Origin of the sequence: Nocardia sp. NBC_01327 (genome assembly GCF_035958815.1) — a bacterium.
In the GTDB taxonomy this organism is placed as follows: domain Bacteria; phylum Actinomycetota; class Actinomycetes; order Mycobacteriales; family Mycobacteriaceae; genus Nocardia.
This window is the reverse complement of sequence record NZ_CP108384.1, coordinates 145,166-161,686: the sequence shown is the minus strand read 5'-3', so window position 1 is coordinate 161,686 and position 16,521 is coordinate 145,166. Positions and strand designations below refer to the sequence as shown.

General features: G+C 64.2%; 17 protein-coding genes. 9 read left to right on the top strand and 8 right to left on the bottom strand.

Going from position 1 to position 16,521, the window contains the following annotated elements; genetic code table 11:
• Positions 1–649: 649 nt before the first annotated feature.
• Entirely contained in the window at positions 650–961 is a 312-nt protein-coding gene (locus tag OG326_RS42325) for a hypothetical protein (RefSeq protein ID WP_327146790.1), read from the top strand.
• 38 nt (positions 962–999) lie between these two features.
• Here the strand turns inward: OG326_RS42325 and OG326_RS42320 are convergent, their stop codons facing one another.
• The gene (locus OG326_RS42320) at positions 1,000–1,254 is read right to left on the bottom strand and encodes a hypothetical protein (protein WP_327146789.1); all 255 of its coding nucleotides are present in this window, start codon (positions 1,252–1,254) and stop codon (positions 1,000–1,002) included.
• Positions 1,255–1,703: 449 nt separating this feature from the next.
• Between OG326_RS42320 and OG326_RS42315 the strand changes: the two genes are divergently transcribed.
• Positions 1,704–2,351 carry a class I SAM-dependent methyltransferase gene (locus OG326_RS42315; RefSeq protein WP_327146788.1) on the top strand — a complete coding sequence of 216 codons (648 nt, stop codon included), beginning with the start codon at positions 1,704–1,706 and terminating at the stop codon, positions 2,349–2,351.
• Between the two features lie 30 nt (positions 2,352–2,381).
• On the opposite strand, the gene OG326_RS42310 is transcribed toward OG326_RS42315, so the two are convergent.
• Complete coding sequence (locus OG326_RS42310; RefSeq protein ID WP_327146787.1) at positions 2,382–2,570, bottom strand: hypothetical protein; 189 nt, start codon at positions 2,568–2,570, stop codon at positions 2,382–2,384.
• Positions 2,571–2,913: 343 nt separating this feature from the next.
• On the opposite strand from OG326_RS42310, the gene OG326_RS42305 reads away from it, so the two are divergent.
• Complete coding sequence (locus OG326_RS42305; protein ID WP_327146786.1) at positions 2,914–3,471, top strand: hypothetical protein; 558 nt, start codon at positions 2,914–2,916, stop codon at positions 3,469–3,471.
• Positions 3,472–3,933: 462 nt separating this feature from the next.
• Here the strand turns inward: OG326_RS42305 and OG326_RS42300 are convergent, their stop codons facing one another.
• The 3 genes from OG326_RS42300 to OG326_RS42290 form a co-directional block, all read right to left on the bottom strand.
• On the bottom strand, positions 3,934–4,812 hold the full coding sequence (locus OG326_RS42300) for a hypothetical protein (protein ID WP_327146785.1): 879 nt from the start codon (positions 4,810–4,812) through the stop codon (positions 3,934–3,936).
• A 137-nt stretch (positions 4,813–4,949) separates the two neighbouring features.
• Positions 4,950–5,555 carry a hypothetical protein gene (locus OG326_RS42295; RefSeq protein ID WP_327146784.1) on the bottom strand — a complete coding sequence of 202 codons (606 nt, stop codon included), beginning with the start codon at positions 5,553–5,555 and terminating at the stop codon, positions 4,950–4,952.
• A 347-nt stretch (positions 5,556–5,902) separates the two neighbouring features.
• On the bottom strand, positions 5,903–8,911 hold the full coding sequence (locus tag OG326_RS42290; RefSeq protein WP_327146783.1) for a tetratricopeptide repeat protein: 3,009 nt from the start codon (positions 8,909–8,911) through the stop codon (positions 5,903–5,905).
• Positions 8,912–9,234: 323 nt separating this feature from the next.
• On the opposite strand from OG326_RS42290, the gene OG326_RS42285 reads away from it, so the two are divergent.
• The 4 genes from OG326_RS42285 (at position 9,235) to OG326_RS42270 (ending at position 11,489) form a co-directional block, all read left to right on the top strand.
• The gene (locus OG326_RS42285) at positions 9,235–9,570 is read left to right on the top strand and encodes a hypothetical protein (RefSeq protein WP_327146782.1); all 336 of its coding nucleotides are present in this window, start codon (positions 9,235–9,237) and stop codon (positions 9,568–9,570) included.
• Positions 9,571–9,650: 80 nt separating this feature from the next.
• Positions 9,651–10,010 carry a hypothetical protein gene (locus OG326_RS42280; RefSeq protein ID WP_327146781.1) on the top strand — a complete coding sequence of 120 codons (360 nt, stop codon included), beginning with the start codon at positions 9,651–9,653 and terminating at the stop codon, positions 10,008–10,010.
• Positions 10,011–10,593: 583 nt separating this feature from the next.
• Positions 10,594–10,851: a hypothetical protein gene (locus OG326_RS42275; RefSeq protein ID WP_327146780.1), complete on the top strand. Its 258-nt coding sequence runs from the start codon at positions 10,594–10,596 to the stop codon at positions 10,849–10,851.
• Positions 10,848–11,489 carry a tyrosine-type recombinase/integrase gene (locus OG326_RS42270; protein WP_327146779.1) on the top strand — a complete coding sequence of 214 codons (642 nt, stop codon included), beginning with the start codon at positions 10,848–10,850 and terminating at the stop codon, positions 11,487–11,489. Before OG326_RS42275 ends, OG326_RS42270 begins: the two co-directional genes overlap by 4 nt.
• Before the next feature lie 21 nt (positions 11,490–11,510).
• Here OG326_RS42270 and OG326_RS42265 read toward each other — a convergent pair whose 3' ends face one another.
• From OG326_RS42265 to OG326_RS42255, 3 genes are all read right to left on the bottom strand, one after another.
• On the bottom strand, positions 11,511–12,347 hold the full coding sequence (locus OG326_RS42265) for a hypothetical protein (protein WP_327146778.1): 837 nt from the start codon (positions 12,345–12,347) through the stop codon (positions 11,511–11,513).
• Positions 12,348–12,590: 243 nt separating this feature from the next.
• Positions 12,591–13,136, bottom strand: a complete 546-nt coding sequence (locus tag OG326_RS42260; protein WP_327146777.1) for a hypothetical protein — start codon at positions 13,134–13,136, stop codon at positions 12,591–12,593.
• A gap of 9 nt (positions 13,137–13,145) precedes the next feature.
• On the bottom strand, positions 13,146–14,369 hold the full coding sequence (locus tag OG326_RS42255; protein ID WP_327146776.1) for a helix-turn-helix domain-containing protein: 1,224 nt from the start codon (positions 14,367–14,369) through the stop codon (positions 13,146–13,148).
• Between the two features lie 69 nt (positions 14,370–14,438).
• On the opposite strand from OG326_RS42255, the gene OG326_RS42250 reads away from it, so the two are divergent.
• Together OG326_RS42250 and OG326_RS42245 are read left to right on the top strand one after the other, a co-directional pair.
• The gene (locus OG326_RS42250) at positions 14,439–15,434 is read left to right on the top strand and encodes a hypothetical protein (RefSeq protein ID WP_327147029.1); all 996 of its coding nucleotides are present in this window, start codon (positions 14,439–14,441) and stop codon (positions 15,432–15,434) included.
• Complete coding sequence (locus OG326_RS42245) at positions 15,431–16,240, top strand: SAM-dependent methyltransferase (RefSeq protein WP_327147028.1); 810 nt, start codon at positions 15,431–15,433, stop codon at positions 16,238–16,240. The genes OG326_RS42250 and OG326_RS42245 overlap by 4 nt, the downstream gene beginning before the upstream one ends.
• The last annotated feature ends 281 nt before the right edge of the window (positions 16,241–16,521 follow it).

Sequence of the window (16,521 nt, the reverse complement as noted above, 5' to 3'; positions counted from 1 at the left end):
GTCTGTTACCTCGGTAGGCTGCTGCGTATGGCGCGCGTTCCGGCGCCGATGCTCGCGACGGCAGGCCCAGCCCCCGCCGATGACGACACCCGGTACGCCTACGAATGGAAATACGACGGACGTTGTATAGCAACGGTTTCCGATGGGGCATGCCTGATGGTCAGCCGTAACGGCACCAACCTGAAACCGGCGTTCCCGGAGATCGCGCAGGCGCTGCTGACCTTGGCTGCGGGGCGGGAGCTCACCCTCGAACAGCGAACTCGTCACCCCGGACCGCAATGGCATTCCTCGCTTCGGAAGGATCAGCCGCCGCCTGGGCGCAGCCCGTCCGAGCGCGACGCTGCTCGCCGAGATCCCTGCCCGGATGTACGCTCGATCTACTCGGCATGGGCGGGGAAGACCTGCGCGGGCGGACCTACCTCGAGCGGCGCGAGCACTTGGACCAGCTGCCCCTGCCGTCGAACGGACCGATCCTGTTGTCCCCGTTCTACCAGGGGATACCGGTGTCGAGGATGCTGGAAGTCGCTGCCGCGCACCAGGTGGAAGGTATGATCGGGAAACGCGTGGACTCGGTCTACCCCGGTGTAACGCGGGGATGGCCGATAAATGCTGCCCTCTCTTCGGGTCGTCAGGGCGTAGCGTTCCGGCGATGACTGAACGTCCGGCTGCCGATCCGACTCTCGACCACATCGGTGAGATCCCCGAAGAGGACCGCGGGCGGATCTATCAGATGCTCGTCACCTCGCAACACCAGCAGAACCCACCCCAGTGGACGCCGGACGGCAAGGTGATCGCCGATGTCTGGATCATCGAGCAGCGGTTGCGCGCGGACCGGCTGGCCAGCGACAAGCTGACTGCCGCGACCCGGCTGCTCACATGGGCAACCGTCAGTCTGGGACTGACGACCCTCGGTCTCGTGATTGCCACGTTCGCGCTGGTGATCGCCACGCTGCACCACTAAGCCTGGGCAGCCGTGGTGAGATTCACTACAGCTGCGGCCTACGGCACGCGGTTGAGGCACCTCTGACATGCCTTGTCACTGAATCGGGCCGGTGGCCAAAAGTTCAGATCGTGCGCTTCCTGGTACTCCATCGCGGAAGTAGATAGACCGCACAAGGTCACCGATCCATGCCGGTCTTCTTGCTCAGAGCGCTCGACGGCGTGGGCCCGATCAGCTTCGGGGTAGTCACGCGACGTGCCCATGAATTGCCTGGTCACATAGCGCACCTGCACCGCACTGTCGTAGTAAGGCATCTCGTGACCGTAGCCAGTGCCGGACCAGATCGATGTAGGACACCACCGAACGCTGGGACAGGATCTTTCGGATATCGCGTGACGCGCTGTGCCGATTACCGACGTTCCGTGCCGTGTCGATCGGGAAGCCGTCGTGAGCGGAATCCGCAGTACTACTGTCGCGCTTGGGGATTCGAGGGTGGGGATGGGATCGTCCCCGCAATCGGATGCCTGGGACGGTCGCGCGAACCGTTCCGTGGCCACTTCGCCCGGTGGCCTTCATGGTCTCGCCTCTCAGCCGGGATGAGACCGAACACAGAATACCGCCCGAAGTGCCGGCGGGAGGACCTCAGACTCCCTTCCCGCCGGCACCGGTTAAGCCCTGGCGGGGGATAGGGCGATCCTACGATTACCGGCTCACCAGTCTGCGCTCCCAGAGCTCGACAGAACCGTGTGATTGACTGGGCGCCATGCGAATTGGCGAAGCGAAAGCCGCCCTGATGGCCGGATTTGCCCGGCAACTCGCGCTCCCCAGTGGCGCCACCGGCCTAGCGGTGACCCAGCTGTTGAACGTGGCGAACCGCAAGCTGATGGACGGCGCGGCCGCGGCCCTCGCCGCCCGGCCGGGCGATATGGTCGCCGATATCGGTTTCGGTGGTGGCCACGGGTTGCGGGCACTGCTCGAGCAGGTCGGCCCGACCGGCACCGTATACGGCATCGATCTGTCGCCGACCGTGATCGCGCAGGCGCGGAAGGTCTTCCACAAGCCCATCGGCGAGGGCCGGCTGAAACTGCACCACGGCCCGATGGACGAACTGCCGCTGCCGGATGCCTGCCTGGCCGGAGTGACCACCGTGAACACCGTCTACTACATCGAGGACGAACCACTGGCCGCGTCGCTCGAGGAGGTGGCGAGGGTCCTCAAGTCCGGTGGCCGGCTGGTCCTCGGTGCGGCCGATCCGGCTTACCAGGCTGGTCTGCCGTTTCGTGACGGCATGATCAGCCGTGCACCGCAGGAGATTTCACAGTTCCTCGAGGAAGCCGGATTCACCGTCACCGACCATCGGCGCATCGGAGAGGACGACCGCGCGTTCCACGTCTACATGGGCACCCGGTGATCGATTCGGGTGGCCCGTGCCCGTCCCGTCTCAGGGCCAGGGCCACCACGCGAATCGGCGCATGCGCCGACGAACCCAGGTCATCGGATGAATGCGCGACAGCGCTCGCCGACCGGCGGGTGCCGCACGCACCAGGACCGAGACCACCACGACCCAGCCGACAATCACCCCGAAAATGATCATCTGAGCGTCGGTCTGCAACCAGCGATAGATCAACATGACCCAGTCTGTGAGGTCATACCTTCTGACGCACACAGGGATTGTCGGGCCGCCGGCTTATGGCGCCACCGCGGCGGGGTCGTACACACCAGGGCACGGTGGTGGGGGCGGGTGTGTCCTGGAAGTACCTGTAAGTGGTCGGCGGGATGTGGCTGAACAGTCGAAAGCAGCCGTACGTAACTGCCTGGCTGAGTGCTCGTTTTGTGTACGGAGCGTAGCCGGGACGACCCGGCGCTCGGTGCCGCACGACCCAGAACTTATCGGAGGTTGAAAACAAGCCCTTCCCGCGTTATCCTCTTACACCTACGATAATGTCAATAGATTCATAGGTCGGGAGGACTTCATGCCTTGGTACCAGGAGATCGCCGCCGATCTACGCGAGCGTCTCTCACCCTCGAGCCCCGATCGTGAACCCCAGTGGAATATCGGCGACCAGTTCTGGACGATCTCCGAGATCCAGAACCAGTACACCGACGACATCCGCGGCGAGCCCTCGATCACCACCGCGATGGCGGCGAAAAACGAACTGGAAGACGAAGGGCTCATCAAGTCGCAGCAGGGCCTGGGCACCTTCGTCATCGCCACTCGCTCACTGCGTGAGGTGGATGTCCCCGCCGGCCTCGCCACACTGCGGGCCGGCACGGCCGAACAACTCGCCCGGCTCGACACCCTGCTGGCGGCACTGGCGGTGCCCACTCACTCGGTGACCATCGACCTGCGCGATCCCGCCGACGACAACGTGTACTTCGTGCTCACCGATGCCTTGGGCGAGTGGGCGCATCGGCAGCGGGGGCTCGCCGAGCAGGAGGACCAGGAGCCGGACGGTGGCAACGCCATGAGTCGGCGGGAATGGGCCGACACCGCCGACAGGCTCCGTGGGCTCGTCGGAGAAGCGATGTAGGAAGAATTCCGGAAGTGCTTGCGGGCGGTGTCAATACAAATGGCACCGCCCGCAAGCGAAAGCTGCGCCGACCCACGCCTCGTCCGAATCGCCTTTCACCGCAACGGGTTTCACCCGAGCGACGCGACGGCGGACCCTTGGACGGGCAGGTCCAGCAGATCGCGCACCTGGGCATCGGTGACCGGCGTGAAGTCCTGATATCAGCCAAGGCATGCATTGAGGCGTGGAGGCCCCCGAATCGGCGGCGGCCACACACAACCATTGCGATGCATTCGCCCTGGCGTCGGGTCAGATGACGCGCCCAGTGAATTGCCGAGCATGAGGACAGAATGCGTTGTGGCTCAGTCACATACTCCGGATAGCCTCCGAGCAGATTTCGGCGGACGCAGGCCCTCAGCGCTCAAGCCTCGGATTACGAACTGGGCGCTTCGTGGGCCGAGTTGCCCACGAGGGGAACCGATTCTAGCGGGAGTACCCGAGGTTGCGGCGTGGGCTCCTGCTCGGGCCATGGTGACCGTGGGTCGGTGTGGTGTCGTGTTGTGCCTGGGGTCGCCGCCGGACCGCAGTCGACGCAGGATGTGCGAAGCCAGCCTGGGCAGCGTCCCTCACCGCCTTGTCGTCTGCGTCGTGCGCCTGGCTCCGGGTCCGGCGCGCGGTGGCCCATGCTTGGTTACGCAGATCCATCAGTGCATCGAACTCGACATCGACGCCGGCCCCGGTTTCGAGCCGGTGATCGATGCACTTGAGTCGGTCGATGAGCTCGTGTGCCTGCTGCACGTTCGGTATACGCGTGCTGGCAAGGGTGTCGATGACGGCGCGGTACTGCGGGGCCACGCAGCCCCCGAAGCTCGGACCGAGGGCGCTTCGGCCCTTCGTCGCGGTGAGCAGGCGACGCACGGCCTGCTTCTCCTCGCGCTCGCACAGGTTGGTGACGTAGGTGTAGAGCCGAGGTAGCGCCCACATCGGCAGGGAGTCCGGTTCGAACGCTTCTCCGCGCCGACCAATGTCGTCCAGGGTGGCGGCCACCTGGGCGTAGTCGGCGAGGCATCGGGCCGCGCGCACCTGATCGCACGCCGCCAGCAGCCGGCTTTCGAAGTAGGCGTGGAACTGCATCGTCCGGCGCGCCTGATCGTCGACCGCGGCCTTGCCAGCCGCCCGCAGGTAGCTGTACAGCATCAGTGCGCGAAACTCGTCGCTGTCGCTGTCATCGAGTGCTCGGGCGATCGACTCGAGCGCCACTAGCTCCGATCGGATCCGCTGGTAATGCTCCAATGCGCCGGGCTCGCGCACCGCGCGCAGCTGGTCCCACAGTCCCAGCAACTCGTACTCGAATTCGCTCATCCCCCAGCTCCTTTCGATTCACGCCGATGCTATCGGGGCGACGCGCGCCGTAGTGGAAAGAGCGGCAGCGAAGTCGCGGATTCTGGCGGTCCGGCTGCATCGTGAAGGAGGCGAATGAAGACCTCGCCACGTGTTGATTATTGTCCGGTGCTGGTACTTCGGGCGTAAGCGTGGGCTGTATTGAGTAGCAGCCCTTTGAGAGAGTCGGTGGTGTACCGCTCCGCGCGCGCCATGAAAGGTATGGGCGGGCTGGGCGCGCTCAGCGTCAGGAGCGGACGGTAGTCGAAATCCTCGCCCTCGACCGTCTTGACCTTATGGCGAGGAAACGGCGGGTAGGTGGGCTCGTCCTCGATCCATTTGGTGTGCTGGCGAATACCTGTGTCGAAGAGCGCCTGGTCCAGATCATGCACGAGCACGAGCGCGTAGCGCCCATCGGTGAGTAGCATTTCCCCGTTTCCCTTGGTGGCCCAGCCGTCTGCAGGAGGACGAAGCCACCACCCATGCGCCACGATCTCCACAGCGTGAAGGCACCATTGCCGTGAACTGAGGAATCCGGTCTTCTCCTTCACCGCTTTCGCGCCGATTACCCGGCATACCGGTTCCGGCGCACAGCCCCTCCGCTCGAGCAGTTCTAGGAACTCCGCGACCAGCCTCACCTTCTGCCGACGGTCGCTGGCGTCGGCCACCGCAGCATCGCGTGCGGCGGAATCAAGTTTTTCCAGCTCGTCTTCCAAATCACCCATCGCCCGATTCTCCCACCGACCTCCGACAGTTCCTCCGGATCGGCTGGACCGCAACGGTATTCGCGAACAAGGACACCTGCCCGATGACGCAAACCCGGCACCACCGCCCTGAGGGCCCCGCTCAAGTTGTCGGCCGGGGCCGGTAAGCCTTCGCCGAACTCTGCGACGAAGCGTGGCCCGGAGTCGGTACGCGCGCCGGATTCATTGACAGTCAGATGTAATCTAGTTCGGACCAACCACCGCCACGACGTAGCCCGCATCGGCCTGTGTCGACGATCGCTGGTCACATCCTTTACTCTTGCCGCGCAACGGTTTTAGCCCACTCTGGTCTTCGCGCGCCGTACACGTCAGTCCTGCAGAGAACGAGACTCCAGTTCGGCGAGATACGCAGCGGTGGTGTCGGCTTCGGGTGAGCCCATGTGTCGGTAGATCTCGACCGCGGCCCGTAAATCGCTCACCGCTGCCGGGATGTCGCCGAGAGCGGCGTGGCAACGGCCGGTGCCGTCCAAGGCTCGGGCCTGGTTTTCCTGGCTGCCGACCGTGCGGGCCATCGCGAGAGCCTCGGTGAAAACTGCCAACGCCTCTGTCGGTTCACCGCTGCTCAGCAACACCAACGCGACCCCGTTCAACGCGTCGGCTTCTCCGGCAAGGCTGCCGACCTCGTGATAGATGATCAGGGACTGCTGCAACAAGTCGGTGGCAAGCTCGTACTCCCCACATTGCTGGCGCATAACACCGAGGTAGTTGAGAGCGTCGGCTTCTCCGAGACGGTTACCGAGTTCGCGGCAGACGTTCAGGGACTGCTGCAACAAGTCGGTGGCAAGTTCGTAGTCCCCACATAGGTGGCGCACAACACCGAGGCCGATGAGGGCGTTCCCTTCTCCGTCGCGGCTGCCGAGCTTGCGGTACATGATCAGGGACTGCTGCAGCGCGTCGGTGGCAGACTCGTACTCCCCGCATAGCTGGTGGACTATACCGAGGTTGAAAAGTCCGTCGGCTTCTCCGTTGTGGCTGCCGAGCTCGCGGTAGATGATCAGCGATTGCTGCAACACGTCGGTGGCAGACTCGAGCTCCCCGATGAGCCGGTATACGCCGCCCAGACGGGTAAGAGCGTTGGCTTCTCCGACGGGGTTGCCAACCTCGTGGTAAATGATCAGCGATTGCTGCAACACGTCGGTGGCAGCCCCATACTCCCCGGTTTTCTGGCGCAAAACGCCGAGCGCGGCGAGCGTGTTGGCTTCTCCTGTACGGCTGCCGATTTCGCGGCAGATGACCAGGGACTGCTGCAACGTGTCGGTGGCAGCCCCGAGCTCCCCACTGACTACCTGCGTCGCGCCGATGGTGTGGAGGACGCTGGCCTCTCCGAGGCGGTTACCGATTTCGCGATAGATGATCAGCGATTGCTGCAACAAGTCGGTGCCAGGCCCGAACTCTCCTCTGTCCCTGCGCATGACGCCGAGATGGTGGAGAGCATTGGCCTCTCCGAGGCGGTTGCCGAGCTCTTCGTACAGGGCCAGCGCTTGTTGGTGCGCATCGGTGGCTTCGAACCGGTCGCCATTGAAGCGCCGCATATAGCCAAGTGAGATAAGGGCGTTGGCCTGACCGAGTCGATCGGCAAGACTGCCAGCGGCCAAGGCAGCTCGGTGGTATATGTCGACTGCCAGCGGCCACGGCCCATCTCGCTCCAGCAAACCCGCAAGCGAACCTGATAGCTCTACCAAGCGTGAGGGCTGGCGGTCGGTGACGTGGTCCAGGCAGGCCAATAAGTTGGCACGCTCGGCGCGCATCCACGTCAATGCGCACGCCTGGTCACTGAACTCCTGAACCTCGACACGCGGGGAAACAGCGGCCAGGCAGTCGGCAACGGGTCGGGTTCGCGGGCCCAGGAGTCGGTCCGCTGAGGCGGCGGACGCCTGGTAGTAGTCCAGCAGTTGATCCAGGGCTCGTTCGTTGCCGTTGCTGTCTGTGTCGTTGTCGGCGAGTGTACGAGCGTAACTGCGCAGCAGATCGTGCAGCCGGAAGCGGCCGGGGGTCGTTTCGTCGATGAGGTTGTCGGTGTACAGGGCGTCCAACTCGGCACGCGCCGTGTCCACGGCAATACCGGTCAGTGCGGCCGCCGCATGTGCGTCGGTGTCCAGGCCGGGGTGCAGGCCTAGGTTTCGAAAGAACCGTGCGCGCTCAGGGGGAAGGTCGCGGTAGGACAATTCGAATGCGGCGCGCACCGCGCGCTGTTCGGTCCCGAGTTCGGCCAAACGATCAGTGGCCGCGGTGAATTCGGCCGCGAGTCCGCTGATGGTCCAGGCAGGGCGGTGTGCCAATCGCCCGGCGAGGATCACGATCGCCAACGGCAGATACCCGCACAGAGCCACGATCTCCTCGACCGCGGCACGGTCATCGGCGGAGTCTCGATGGGCAAGATCGATGAACAGCTGCGCTGCGCTGTCGGGGTCGAGCACATCGAGAGGAAGTGGCACGGCACCGTCGAGGTCCAGGCGTCGGCGGCTGGTGATCAGGGTGAGGCAGCCCTCTCCTGCGGGCAACAGGGGTTCGACCTGGGCGATGTCGGCGGCGTCGTCGAGGATCAGCAGTATCCGTTTGCCGTTCACGCGGTCCAGCCACAGATCCCGTCGCCCCTCGAGGCTCGGGGGGACATAACGGGGGTCGATGCCGAGGTCGGCGAGCAATCTTGCCAGGACATCGAACGGTGTCGCGGGCGGTTGTCCGAGGGTGTGGGCGTGGAGTTCGGCGACGAAGCGGCCGTGAGGGAACTCCTTGCCCAGGCGGTGCGCTGCCCGGATGGCCAGGGCGGTTTTGCCGATTCCGGGCATGCCGTTGATGGCGTGGATCGAGACCACCCGCCCGCGCTTCGTCGACGCGAGGATCCGTTGTAGCTCGGCGTCGCGGCCGACGAAATGGGTGATGTCGCGGTGCAGGGTCGAGGTGAGGACGGGCCGTGCTTGGTTTTCGTCGCGTCCTCGTGTGGGTCGGGGTGTGTCCTTGTCGGCGTGGGCGTGTTCCCAGAGTTTCTGCCAGGTCGGCATGTGGGTCAGTTCAGAGGGGACTGAGTCCGATGTGGCCAGTGCCAGGTCCCGCAGTGCCAGGATCACGAACTCGACGCTGTCGAAGGTTTTGGGCAGACGGTCACCGCGGCGCCATTCACTGATGCGCTGCGCGGGGATCTCGACTGCTGTGTGGTTCTTGGCCTGGACTGAGGACCTGCGTTCGGCGGCCGCGCGGCGAACCCTGGCCAGGGTCGGGTTGCCTGCGGCCTCGAACAGCGCCTGGAGTCTGGCGGCGAAAACTACTCGCGCGGAGCCTGATTCGCTGTTCTCGGATTCTGAAATCTTCCCCACCATGAGCTGGATGGTACCGATCCATCCCGTCTGCAGCACAGGTTTGCCCGACCTGATCGGCTGAGCCCGGCGGTGGGTGCCGGCCGCGAAGTTCTCCGCCTGCGCGAGCTCTTATCCGCTGCGGAAACACCGCCCGATCTGCGGAGACAGCAGAGGGTGCCACATCAGCTCTCAGCGTCGAATTCGGATTCTTTCTACCTTCATGTTGTCGCCAATTAATCCGGCGACAACAACCCACAAATGCCGTTCACGCCTGCCGTGTGTTTCGGGCATGAGAAATAAATGGGTCGTCATGGAGGTGGGAAATATTATGAGTATCGATCTGGGTGCAGCATATTGTATTCACGGAACGGTTTGCGGGTGTCGCCGTGAATAACGGACCGCGCATTGTCATCGTGACACCGATCGATTCCGAATCGATCGCCTATTCGATCATCTTGTTCGCCGCGCTGTTGGGCGTCGCCGTTCTGGTGATGATCGCAGTGGTGCTGGCATACCCCGGTGAGGATTCCCAGAACCCTGATCCGGCCGTGGTCGTGTCCTCGGCCGTGCTACCGAGCACGACATCGCCGCCGTGCTATCCGTTCGAGGATTGTTCGGCCACGCCTAGCACGACACCGCCGCCGTGCTACCCGCTTGAGGACTGCTCTGCCACGCGCTAGCAACGATGTCAGGCCCACAGCGTAGCAACCCGACAATCGCGTCCTCCTCTTTTATTCCTATCGAGAAAAGAAGCAAATCAATGAACATCATCACGAAGAGTTCGATATCTACGGGCGTGGCTGCACTGCTGGTCGGGGCTGCTTTGATGGGAGCTGCCACCGCGCGCGCGGAAACTTGGCCGGGCTCGTGCGCGGACTTCACGAACAATACAGGTACAACTGTCACGTTGGTGATGACATACCCGAGCCTTTTGCACTGGGACTTCGCCGGGCACACCGGGCCTTTTAAATTGATGGACAAAGAAGGGAATATTTTGATTTCACCCACCGGTGACTGGATAGTGCATACAGATCCGGAAGACTACATCACCAGAGTTCACAACGGACTCGCCAACCTGCACAGCGGATGCAACGGGTCGGAGGAAATGACAGTCAACTAGCCGAGCTCCCCGCCATCGGGGGATCGGGCTTGTGGTCGGTCCGGGCGCTTCGTGATGGCCGCCCCAGGTCTATCGGCAACAGGCGCCACCATACACAAGGGACAGCCCCGGAGGATTCGGCCCGCCGGGGTTGTCCCTTGTTGTCGAAGTTGAATCGAGACGGTCGGTGAGCAATAGCCGCTCGATCGTGATCGTGCCGAATTCGTCCCTGTTCTGTTGCAGTGGTTCATATTTCGTGCACGTCGCGATCGGTCACCTCGCTCAGGAGTGCAGTGTTGCCGGTGCTCATGGCGCAGCGCAGTGCCAAGCCTTGGCGCGAGTCGGCGAGGTGGCGCCGTCGCTCACCGGGCCATCTCATCACGGCCGCTGTGCGGCCCGCTGGGGTTGCGGGGGTACCCGGGGTATGGGTGGCGGGTATTTGGCGGCTCTGTGCGCGATTGGGGCTGGGGCGCCTGAGGGGTTGCGAGATAACTACGGTTATCGGGCAACTGGGCCTAGAATGACCGAAAACGACCTCCCGGAACACCTTTCGCGGGCGAGAGTTCGTTTCCTGGTTATCGGGCAACTACGAACAGGGGCGATCGTGAACGACACCGACGAGGCGCGGCAACGGTTTCTGCCCGAATTCGAGCACATTCTCCGGATCGGCGGCGGGGCCGGTTTTTCGCTCGGATTCTGGGGCGGATTCGGTGACTACGCGTCCTACAAGATCGATGCCCGCGACCGCGCCGGTATCGAGGCCCTCGAACGGCTCGACGCGCTGATTGCCGAACTGACCAACTTACGGGGCCGCCTGGCGGAGGCCGTGCCGCAGGACGCGCGACCCGCGGCCGCGCAATGACCGACCTCGCCGAGCCCGAGATCGACACCGCCTACCGCCCGCTGCCGGTGCACATCGAGGACTTCCTCAACGATCTGCACAATGCGAACAAGCCCGCCAACACCATTCGCGCCTACCGGGGCGACCTGGCTGCGTTCGCCGATCATTACGACGGCAACCTGAAAACGATGGACGTGGAACCGATCCGGGCGTTCATGACCGCGATCTCCGGACAGTCCCCGGCCACCCGCAAACGCAAACGCGCGGCGGTGTCCGCGTTCTGCCGGTGGGCCGAGATCGACGACCGGCTCGAGGTCAACCCGATGGGCAAGGTCGGTACCGTCACCGTGCCCAAGCGGCTCCCGCGCCCCGCGCCGGCCAAGGACATCACCCGCGTGCTCGATGGCATCTGCGCCCGGCGCCCGCGCAAGGATCTATCCCTTGCCGTGTTGCAGGATCGGGTGTTGTTCGAAACGGCGTACGTGTGCGGCGCGAGGGCGGACGAGGTGTTCGGAAGCCCCGTCCCAGGTCGCACGTCCTGGGACGAGTCAAAGCCGCAGCAACCGTGTTTAGCCGCTGCGGCTTCGCTGGCGAACCTTGTTACGGGTATCTACAGGTGCGCAAGTCACGTGCAGCAGCACGTTATTGCATTTCGGTGATGATGTTAGGGACAACCGGGGTCAGTCCGGGTGCCGGCGGAAGATGAACCGAGCTTTGCCGAAGTTTGTTATGACCTGGTTGGTGTGGTGGCGGTGATCAGCGATGAACAGAACCTCGTCGTAGTGCGGGTCCGAGGTCACGTCCAGGTGCGCGCCGAGCACGGTTTCGAAGTATTGTCCGGTCTCGAGGGGGCCGGTCCACTCGAGACATAGATCGTGGCCCTTGGTGTAGACCGAGGCGGTTTCCGCGCCCAGAGAGCACGGGTCGAGCAAGGCTGGACGACGAAGAAGCCTGCTACACAACAGAATCCAATCCTCCAGTCCGCGTGGCGCGTATGCCTCGTCCGCGTCGAAACGGTTCTGCTCAGCGCTTGTCATCCGATCTTCGGTCAGGAGGGGCTCGGGACTGTCCGGTAGTTCCAGCACACCGTGCGTGGCAATCCGGACCAGGGCGTCGGGCAGCTTCAGATGCGTGAGCTGCCAGAACGATCCGACACGGTGCGCACGCAATCCCGGGACCCCGTGCACCTGGTCCTCCTCGTCGATGCAGGGGACGAGCTCGTCGAGCAAGCGGCTGGTGCGCGTAGTTTCGCCGGCATCAATGGTCAGCTCGGTGCGGGTGGCGTGCACGCCGAGCCCGGCGAACCAGGTGCTGTCGCTGTCGCGTAGCCCGTAGCTGCGAGCCAGGCGCGCGCAGATTTGGGCTTCCAACCGGCGTTGGCGGTCCGGTGGATCAATGAACGGCAAGGTGCTGAGCCCGTCGGTGCGCAGGGCGAGCACGGCGCGCTCGTGGCCCTCTCGTGTGAGCCGATGGCGGGCCCGGGCGGTCAGCCACGTCGGCTGGTCCGGCTTCGACATGCGCGAAAATCCCTTCGGCGTGGCCCGGTCCACGCGTGAAATCGCCGCGGGAGCGTACCCCTGCGGCAAGTGGGGGAGTCGAAATGTCCGCGCCCTCTTGGGCCTTCATCCGATCCGCTTTCCGGGTCGGCGGTCGGGAGAGGCCGTCGGACAGCGGCCCGATCCAGAGCATATTCGCGGGCGGAGTAGCCACTGTTTGGGCTCGCCGATCCCGCACGGTAGTTGTCGGGGAGGGAGCCAGATTCATGCGATCAACCGGCCGCCGCCACACGTCGCTGTGGCCTTCATTGCGACAAGTTCGGCAGTGTCCGGGTAACTGATGTACAGCGGGGCCATCGCTGCGTCCACGGCGTTCATGTCAAGCGGTGCGGCAGCCATGCGAGCGATGGAATCGCGCACTACCGCAGCGAATTCTGGCGGCCAGGTGGTGTCGCATACAGCCCGCACTATGCCCGTATCAGCGTCCACCAGGACCACGGTCACCGCGGCCGAATCGCTGGGGCCACATCCGATGCCTGGAAGGTCGCCGGGCTGCTCCAGGTGCGGGCTGTACGGGGCGTCGCTCCACGGAAGGTCATCGCCGAATGTCCACGCCAGCAGCGCGACATTCGATGCGTCGATCCAAGCGAACCGGGGCACGCCCGATCGCACGGCTTCCACCTCTGCCTCAGCCGGATTCGCGACCATCAGAACGAGATGAATTGCGGCACGGGTGATCCGCGCTATCGGCACCGGCGCCCAGTGGCGCCGCTGGGGGTCGTAGAGCTGTCCGACTGCGACACTACGCATGGCACGCCCCTAGCCACGGACGCCGACGCGACTCGCAAGCTCGCGGAGCCCGCTCGTCCGGTCGTTGTCGAGTAGTTCAGCAACGACTGACCGAAACAAACTCTGGTGCCGCGCCCACTGGTCACCACCTACCTTTTCAGCGGTCGCGACCAGCTTGAATGCGTCGTCGTAGCGACCCATTCGGGTGAGTGCGGCGGCCCGATCGAGCAGATGCCGAGCCTGCGACACCTGTGTGAGCCCGGTGCCGCCCAGGGGCATCAGTTTGGCTGCTGCCAGCGCGTCGGCGTAATTCTCGGAGGACACGTGAATATCGGTCACTTGCATGACGACCTGCGATGGACCGAAGTTGCATTCGTAGTCCTTGGTATCGCCCGGCAGGCGCGTAGCAACCGACTGGGCTTCCTCCGCGAGATCCAATGCAAGCGAGATTTTTTGGTCACGGCCGGAGGCTGTAGCAGCCTGCAACAGCAGCGACCCGTACACCGACAGGTGCGCGTCGGGAACGTTGCCGACGGGCTGAATGTCCTTGGCAGCGTTGAGGACCAGGGCGGTGGATTCTTCGTGGCGGCCCTGCACGAGCAGTTGCCAACCGATCGACCCGCGCAATGTCGCTTCCAGCAGCGGATCGTTTCCTTGCTGCGCGGACTTGTGCGCGTCTTGGATTGCCATCCAAGCGGTATCGGTGTGACCCAGGTGCACGAGGGTGCAGGCGGCGGCCCACAGGATGCGGGCGTTCATCTCCGAAGCCGGCGCCAGATCGGGGCTTCCCTGCGCGGCCTGCTGGGTGGACCGCAGATCGGCGATGCTGGCCGGAAGGATCGCGGCCAGTTTCTCGTAGCGGCCAGCCCAGTAGGAACCCCACGCATAGGTGACGGCCCGGCGCGCTTCCCCGAGTGAGACCGGTGGGTGTTCGTCTGCGGTGCCGGTCAGTTGGCCCACTGAAGTGAGAGCGCGGCGGATCGCGATTACGCCGGTGCTCTCGTCGGTGGCCTTGGCGTTGGGTAGGCCGCTGCGTTTGCCCATGATGTCGCTCACGTCGCAGTCGAGCGCGCCCGCGAGCTTGCGCAGAGTGGCCAGTGAGGTCGAGTTTCGTTTGTGCTGCTCGAGCTGCTTGAGCAGTTCGAAGCTCACACCGGATTTGTCAGCCAATTCTTGGCGAGTGAGGGCCTTGCCGCGCAGTTCTCGGATGTTGTCGCCGATACGGCGGCCCGGCTCAGGTTCGTAGTCGTCCATGAGGTTCCCGTCAGCGGAGGGAAGTGTTCTACCCGGAGGTTACCCGCGGAATTTCTTCACAAGGGGTGCATGGTGCACCCCCAGGTTGGCGAGGATCGGGGCGACGATGCCTATCAGGCACGCTGCCGGGTTGTAGTCATCGCCCCCTTGTTTGGCTCCCCGGCAGCGGGCCGCGACAGAGCAGGGACATCGCTCCAGGTGCGCCCGTCTATCGAACGAACATCAAAGGTGGGGTGGCCCATGGAGCCAGTGATATTCGGGTACGTGCGTGAGGATCTGGTGACCGACCGCCTCAGCGAAGTCGAGCGGCTCATGCGGGAATTCGCCGAGCTGCACAGTCTCGGGGGTGTGCAGCTCTTCCGGGAGCCGGGGCCGAGGGTCGAGATGCTGTGGTCGCTGTACGCGACCTTGGCGCAGGCGGGGCGCCGGCATGTGGTTACACCGACTCCTGCACATCTGGACGGGCTTGCGGAGCCGAGAAGGGATCTGCTGCGCAGGTTTTCGGCGCTGAACGCGCAAGTCTGGTATTTGCCGCCGGAAGCGAATTCCATAGCGTCTCGACATCACGTCGTGCCTGGACTACCGGATATCCAGCCCGCGGCGACGCTGGTCGGTGAGTTCAGTTGCCAGGCTTTGGACACGATGGAGTCGGTCGCGCGCCTGCACCTGCATGAGGATCTGACCCGGGCGGGCCTGCGGGACATGGTCGATGCCGTGGAGGCGGTGGTGGTGTCTCTGGTCGCTGATGCGGTACAGGCAACGAGATCTGCGATATCGGCAAGTGCCTGGTTCTTCAATGAAGCCGACGAGTTCAATCAGGTGACGGTGCGGGTAACCCGCACCCCCGACGAACTCCTGATCGAGGTCCACGAAACCCGCGCGCACGCCCACGACCTGGTCAGCGCGGCTGTGTCGAGCCGGGGCCGGGCGGGGCGGGTTCGTGCGACGGACGGCGGCACGTTGACGTGGTGCGCGATGCCGATACCCCGGGACTGGCGCGATCTGAATACCGCGGTCACCAAGTACCACTCGATCGTCACTACGCGACCACGGAGCTTGATGTGAGCGGGCCGGACTACGGCATTGAGCAGCCGAATGGTGCACGGGTATACAACGCGCTGATCGGCGGCAAAGACAACTACGAAGCAGATCGCCGCGTGCAGTTCATGTTGGTCGAACTTTGCCCATCGCTGCCGCGAACTCTGTGGCGGGCAAGGGATTTCGTGGAATCTACAGCCCGGCGGCTAGTGGTGACAGGTGTCCGTCAGTTCGTCGATTTGGGGGCGGGGTTTCCCCGTGACGGTGACGCGCTCGCCCAATTGAGAGTGCTCGCGCCGGACTCCACACTGGTCTCCCTCGATAACGACGTGCTGGTGAACGCGCACGGGCGGGCGCTGCTGCCGCCCCGAACGGTCGTGGTCGACGCCGATTACACCAATGGGGTCGAGCTGACCAAAGCATTGGACTGCGAGCTGGACCTTACGAAGCCGGTCGCGGTGATCCTGGCCTCGGTGCTCGACCACCTCGCTCGGCCCACCGATCTCCTTGAGACGCTGGGCGCGATTCTCGTGCCGGACTCGTATCTGGTGATTACCCACCTCGGTTCGGATCTGCTCTCGGATCCCACAGCGGTCGCGGCGGTGTTCGAAGGTGCGGGAATGCCGCTGTTCCCGCGTGATCGCGTCGAGTTGCGTGCGTTACTCGACGGATTCGACGTGCAGAAGGTGGACGTCGTTCCAGCCGATTCGCTGGTGCCCAATGCCGAGCCTCTGGCAGTCGCAACCACCGCCACGATCTCCAGTTATGGCGCCGTGGCCCGGATCCTCGGGCCGGTCGAATCCAGCCAGCGAGAGAAGGAGAGCCGGATATGAGCGCGTTGGGTTATGCCATTGTGCGATCGGATTTGGCCGGCTCCGCGACAGGCATCGGCGCGCGACGGCCGCGCGCGGGAAGACCACCGCGACGACATTGCGTCACAACATCTTCGACTCAGTAGGAGGCCGTGCCCCTGCATGGAGGGGCGCATCACTGATCGGGCCGACGCGGCACGCAACCACCGCCGCCCCCTCAGGCCCCAGATACCCATAGCTACTCCACGCAGGAGCGATCGACAGTGCATACCTCGATAACCGGCAGCGGCTCGCCCTCGACC

Bases quoted from the DNA above. Each gene is read 5' to 3' on its own strand.
- OG326_RS42325 (WP_327146790.1), top strand. From the start codon at position 650: ATGACTGAACGTCCGGCTGCCGATCCGACTCTCGACCACATCGGTGAG.
- OG326_RS42320 (WP_327146789.1), bottom strand. From the start codon at position 1,254: ATGCCTTACTACGACAGTGCGGTGCAGGTGCGCTATGTGACCAGGCAA.
- OG326_RS42315 (WP_327146788.1), top strand. From the start codon at position 1,704: ATGCGAATTGGCGAAGCGAAAGCCGCCCTGATGGCCGGATTTGCCCGG.
- OG326_RS42310 (WP_327146787.1), bottom strand. From the start codon at position 2,570: ATGTTGATCTATCGCTGGTTGCAGACCGACGCTCAGATGATCATTTTC.
- OG326_RS42305 (WP_327146786.1), top strand. From the start codon at position 2,914: ATGCCTTGGTACCAGGAGATCGCCGCCGATCTACGCGAGCGTCTCTCA.
- OG326_RS42300 (WP_327146785.1), bottom strand. From the start codon at position 4,812: ATGAGCGAATTCGAGTACGAGTTGCTGGGACTGTGGGACCAGCTGCGC.
- OG326_RS42295 (WP_327146784.1), bottom strand. From the start codon at position 5,555: ATGGGTGATTTGGAAGACGAGCTGGAAAAACTTGATTCCGCCGCACGC.
- OG326_RS42290 (WP_327146783.1), bottom strand. From the start codon at position 8,911: ATGGTGGGGAAGATTTCAGAATCCGAGAACAGCGAATCAGGCTCCGCG.
- OG326_RS42280 (WP_327146781.1), top strand. From the start codon at position 9,651: ATGAACATCATCACGAAGAGTTCGATATCTACGGGCGTGGCTGCACTG.
- OG326_RS42270 (WP_327146779.1), top strand. From the start codon at position 10,848: ATGACCGACCTCGCCGAGCCCGAGATCGACACCGCCTACCGCCCGCTG.
- OG326_RS42265 (WP_327146778.1), bottom strand. From the start codon at position 12,347: ATGTCGAAGCCGGACCAGCCGACGTGGCTGACCGCCCGGGCCCGCCAT.
- OG326_RS42260 (WP_327146777.1), bottom strand. From the start codon at position 13,136: ATGCGTAGTGTCGCAGTCGGACAGCTCTACGACCCCCAGCGGCGCCAC.
- OG326_RS42255 (WP_327146776.1), bottom strand. From the start codon at position 14,369: ATGGACGACTACGAACCTGAGCCGGGCCGCCGTATCGGCGACAACATC.
- OG326_RS42250 (WP_327147029.1), top strand. From the start codon at position 14,439: ATGGTGCACCCCCAGGTTGGCGAGGATCGGGGCGACGATGCCTATCAG.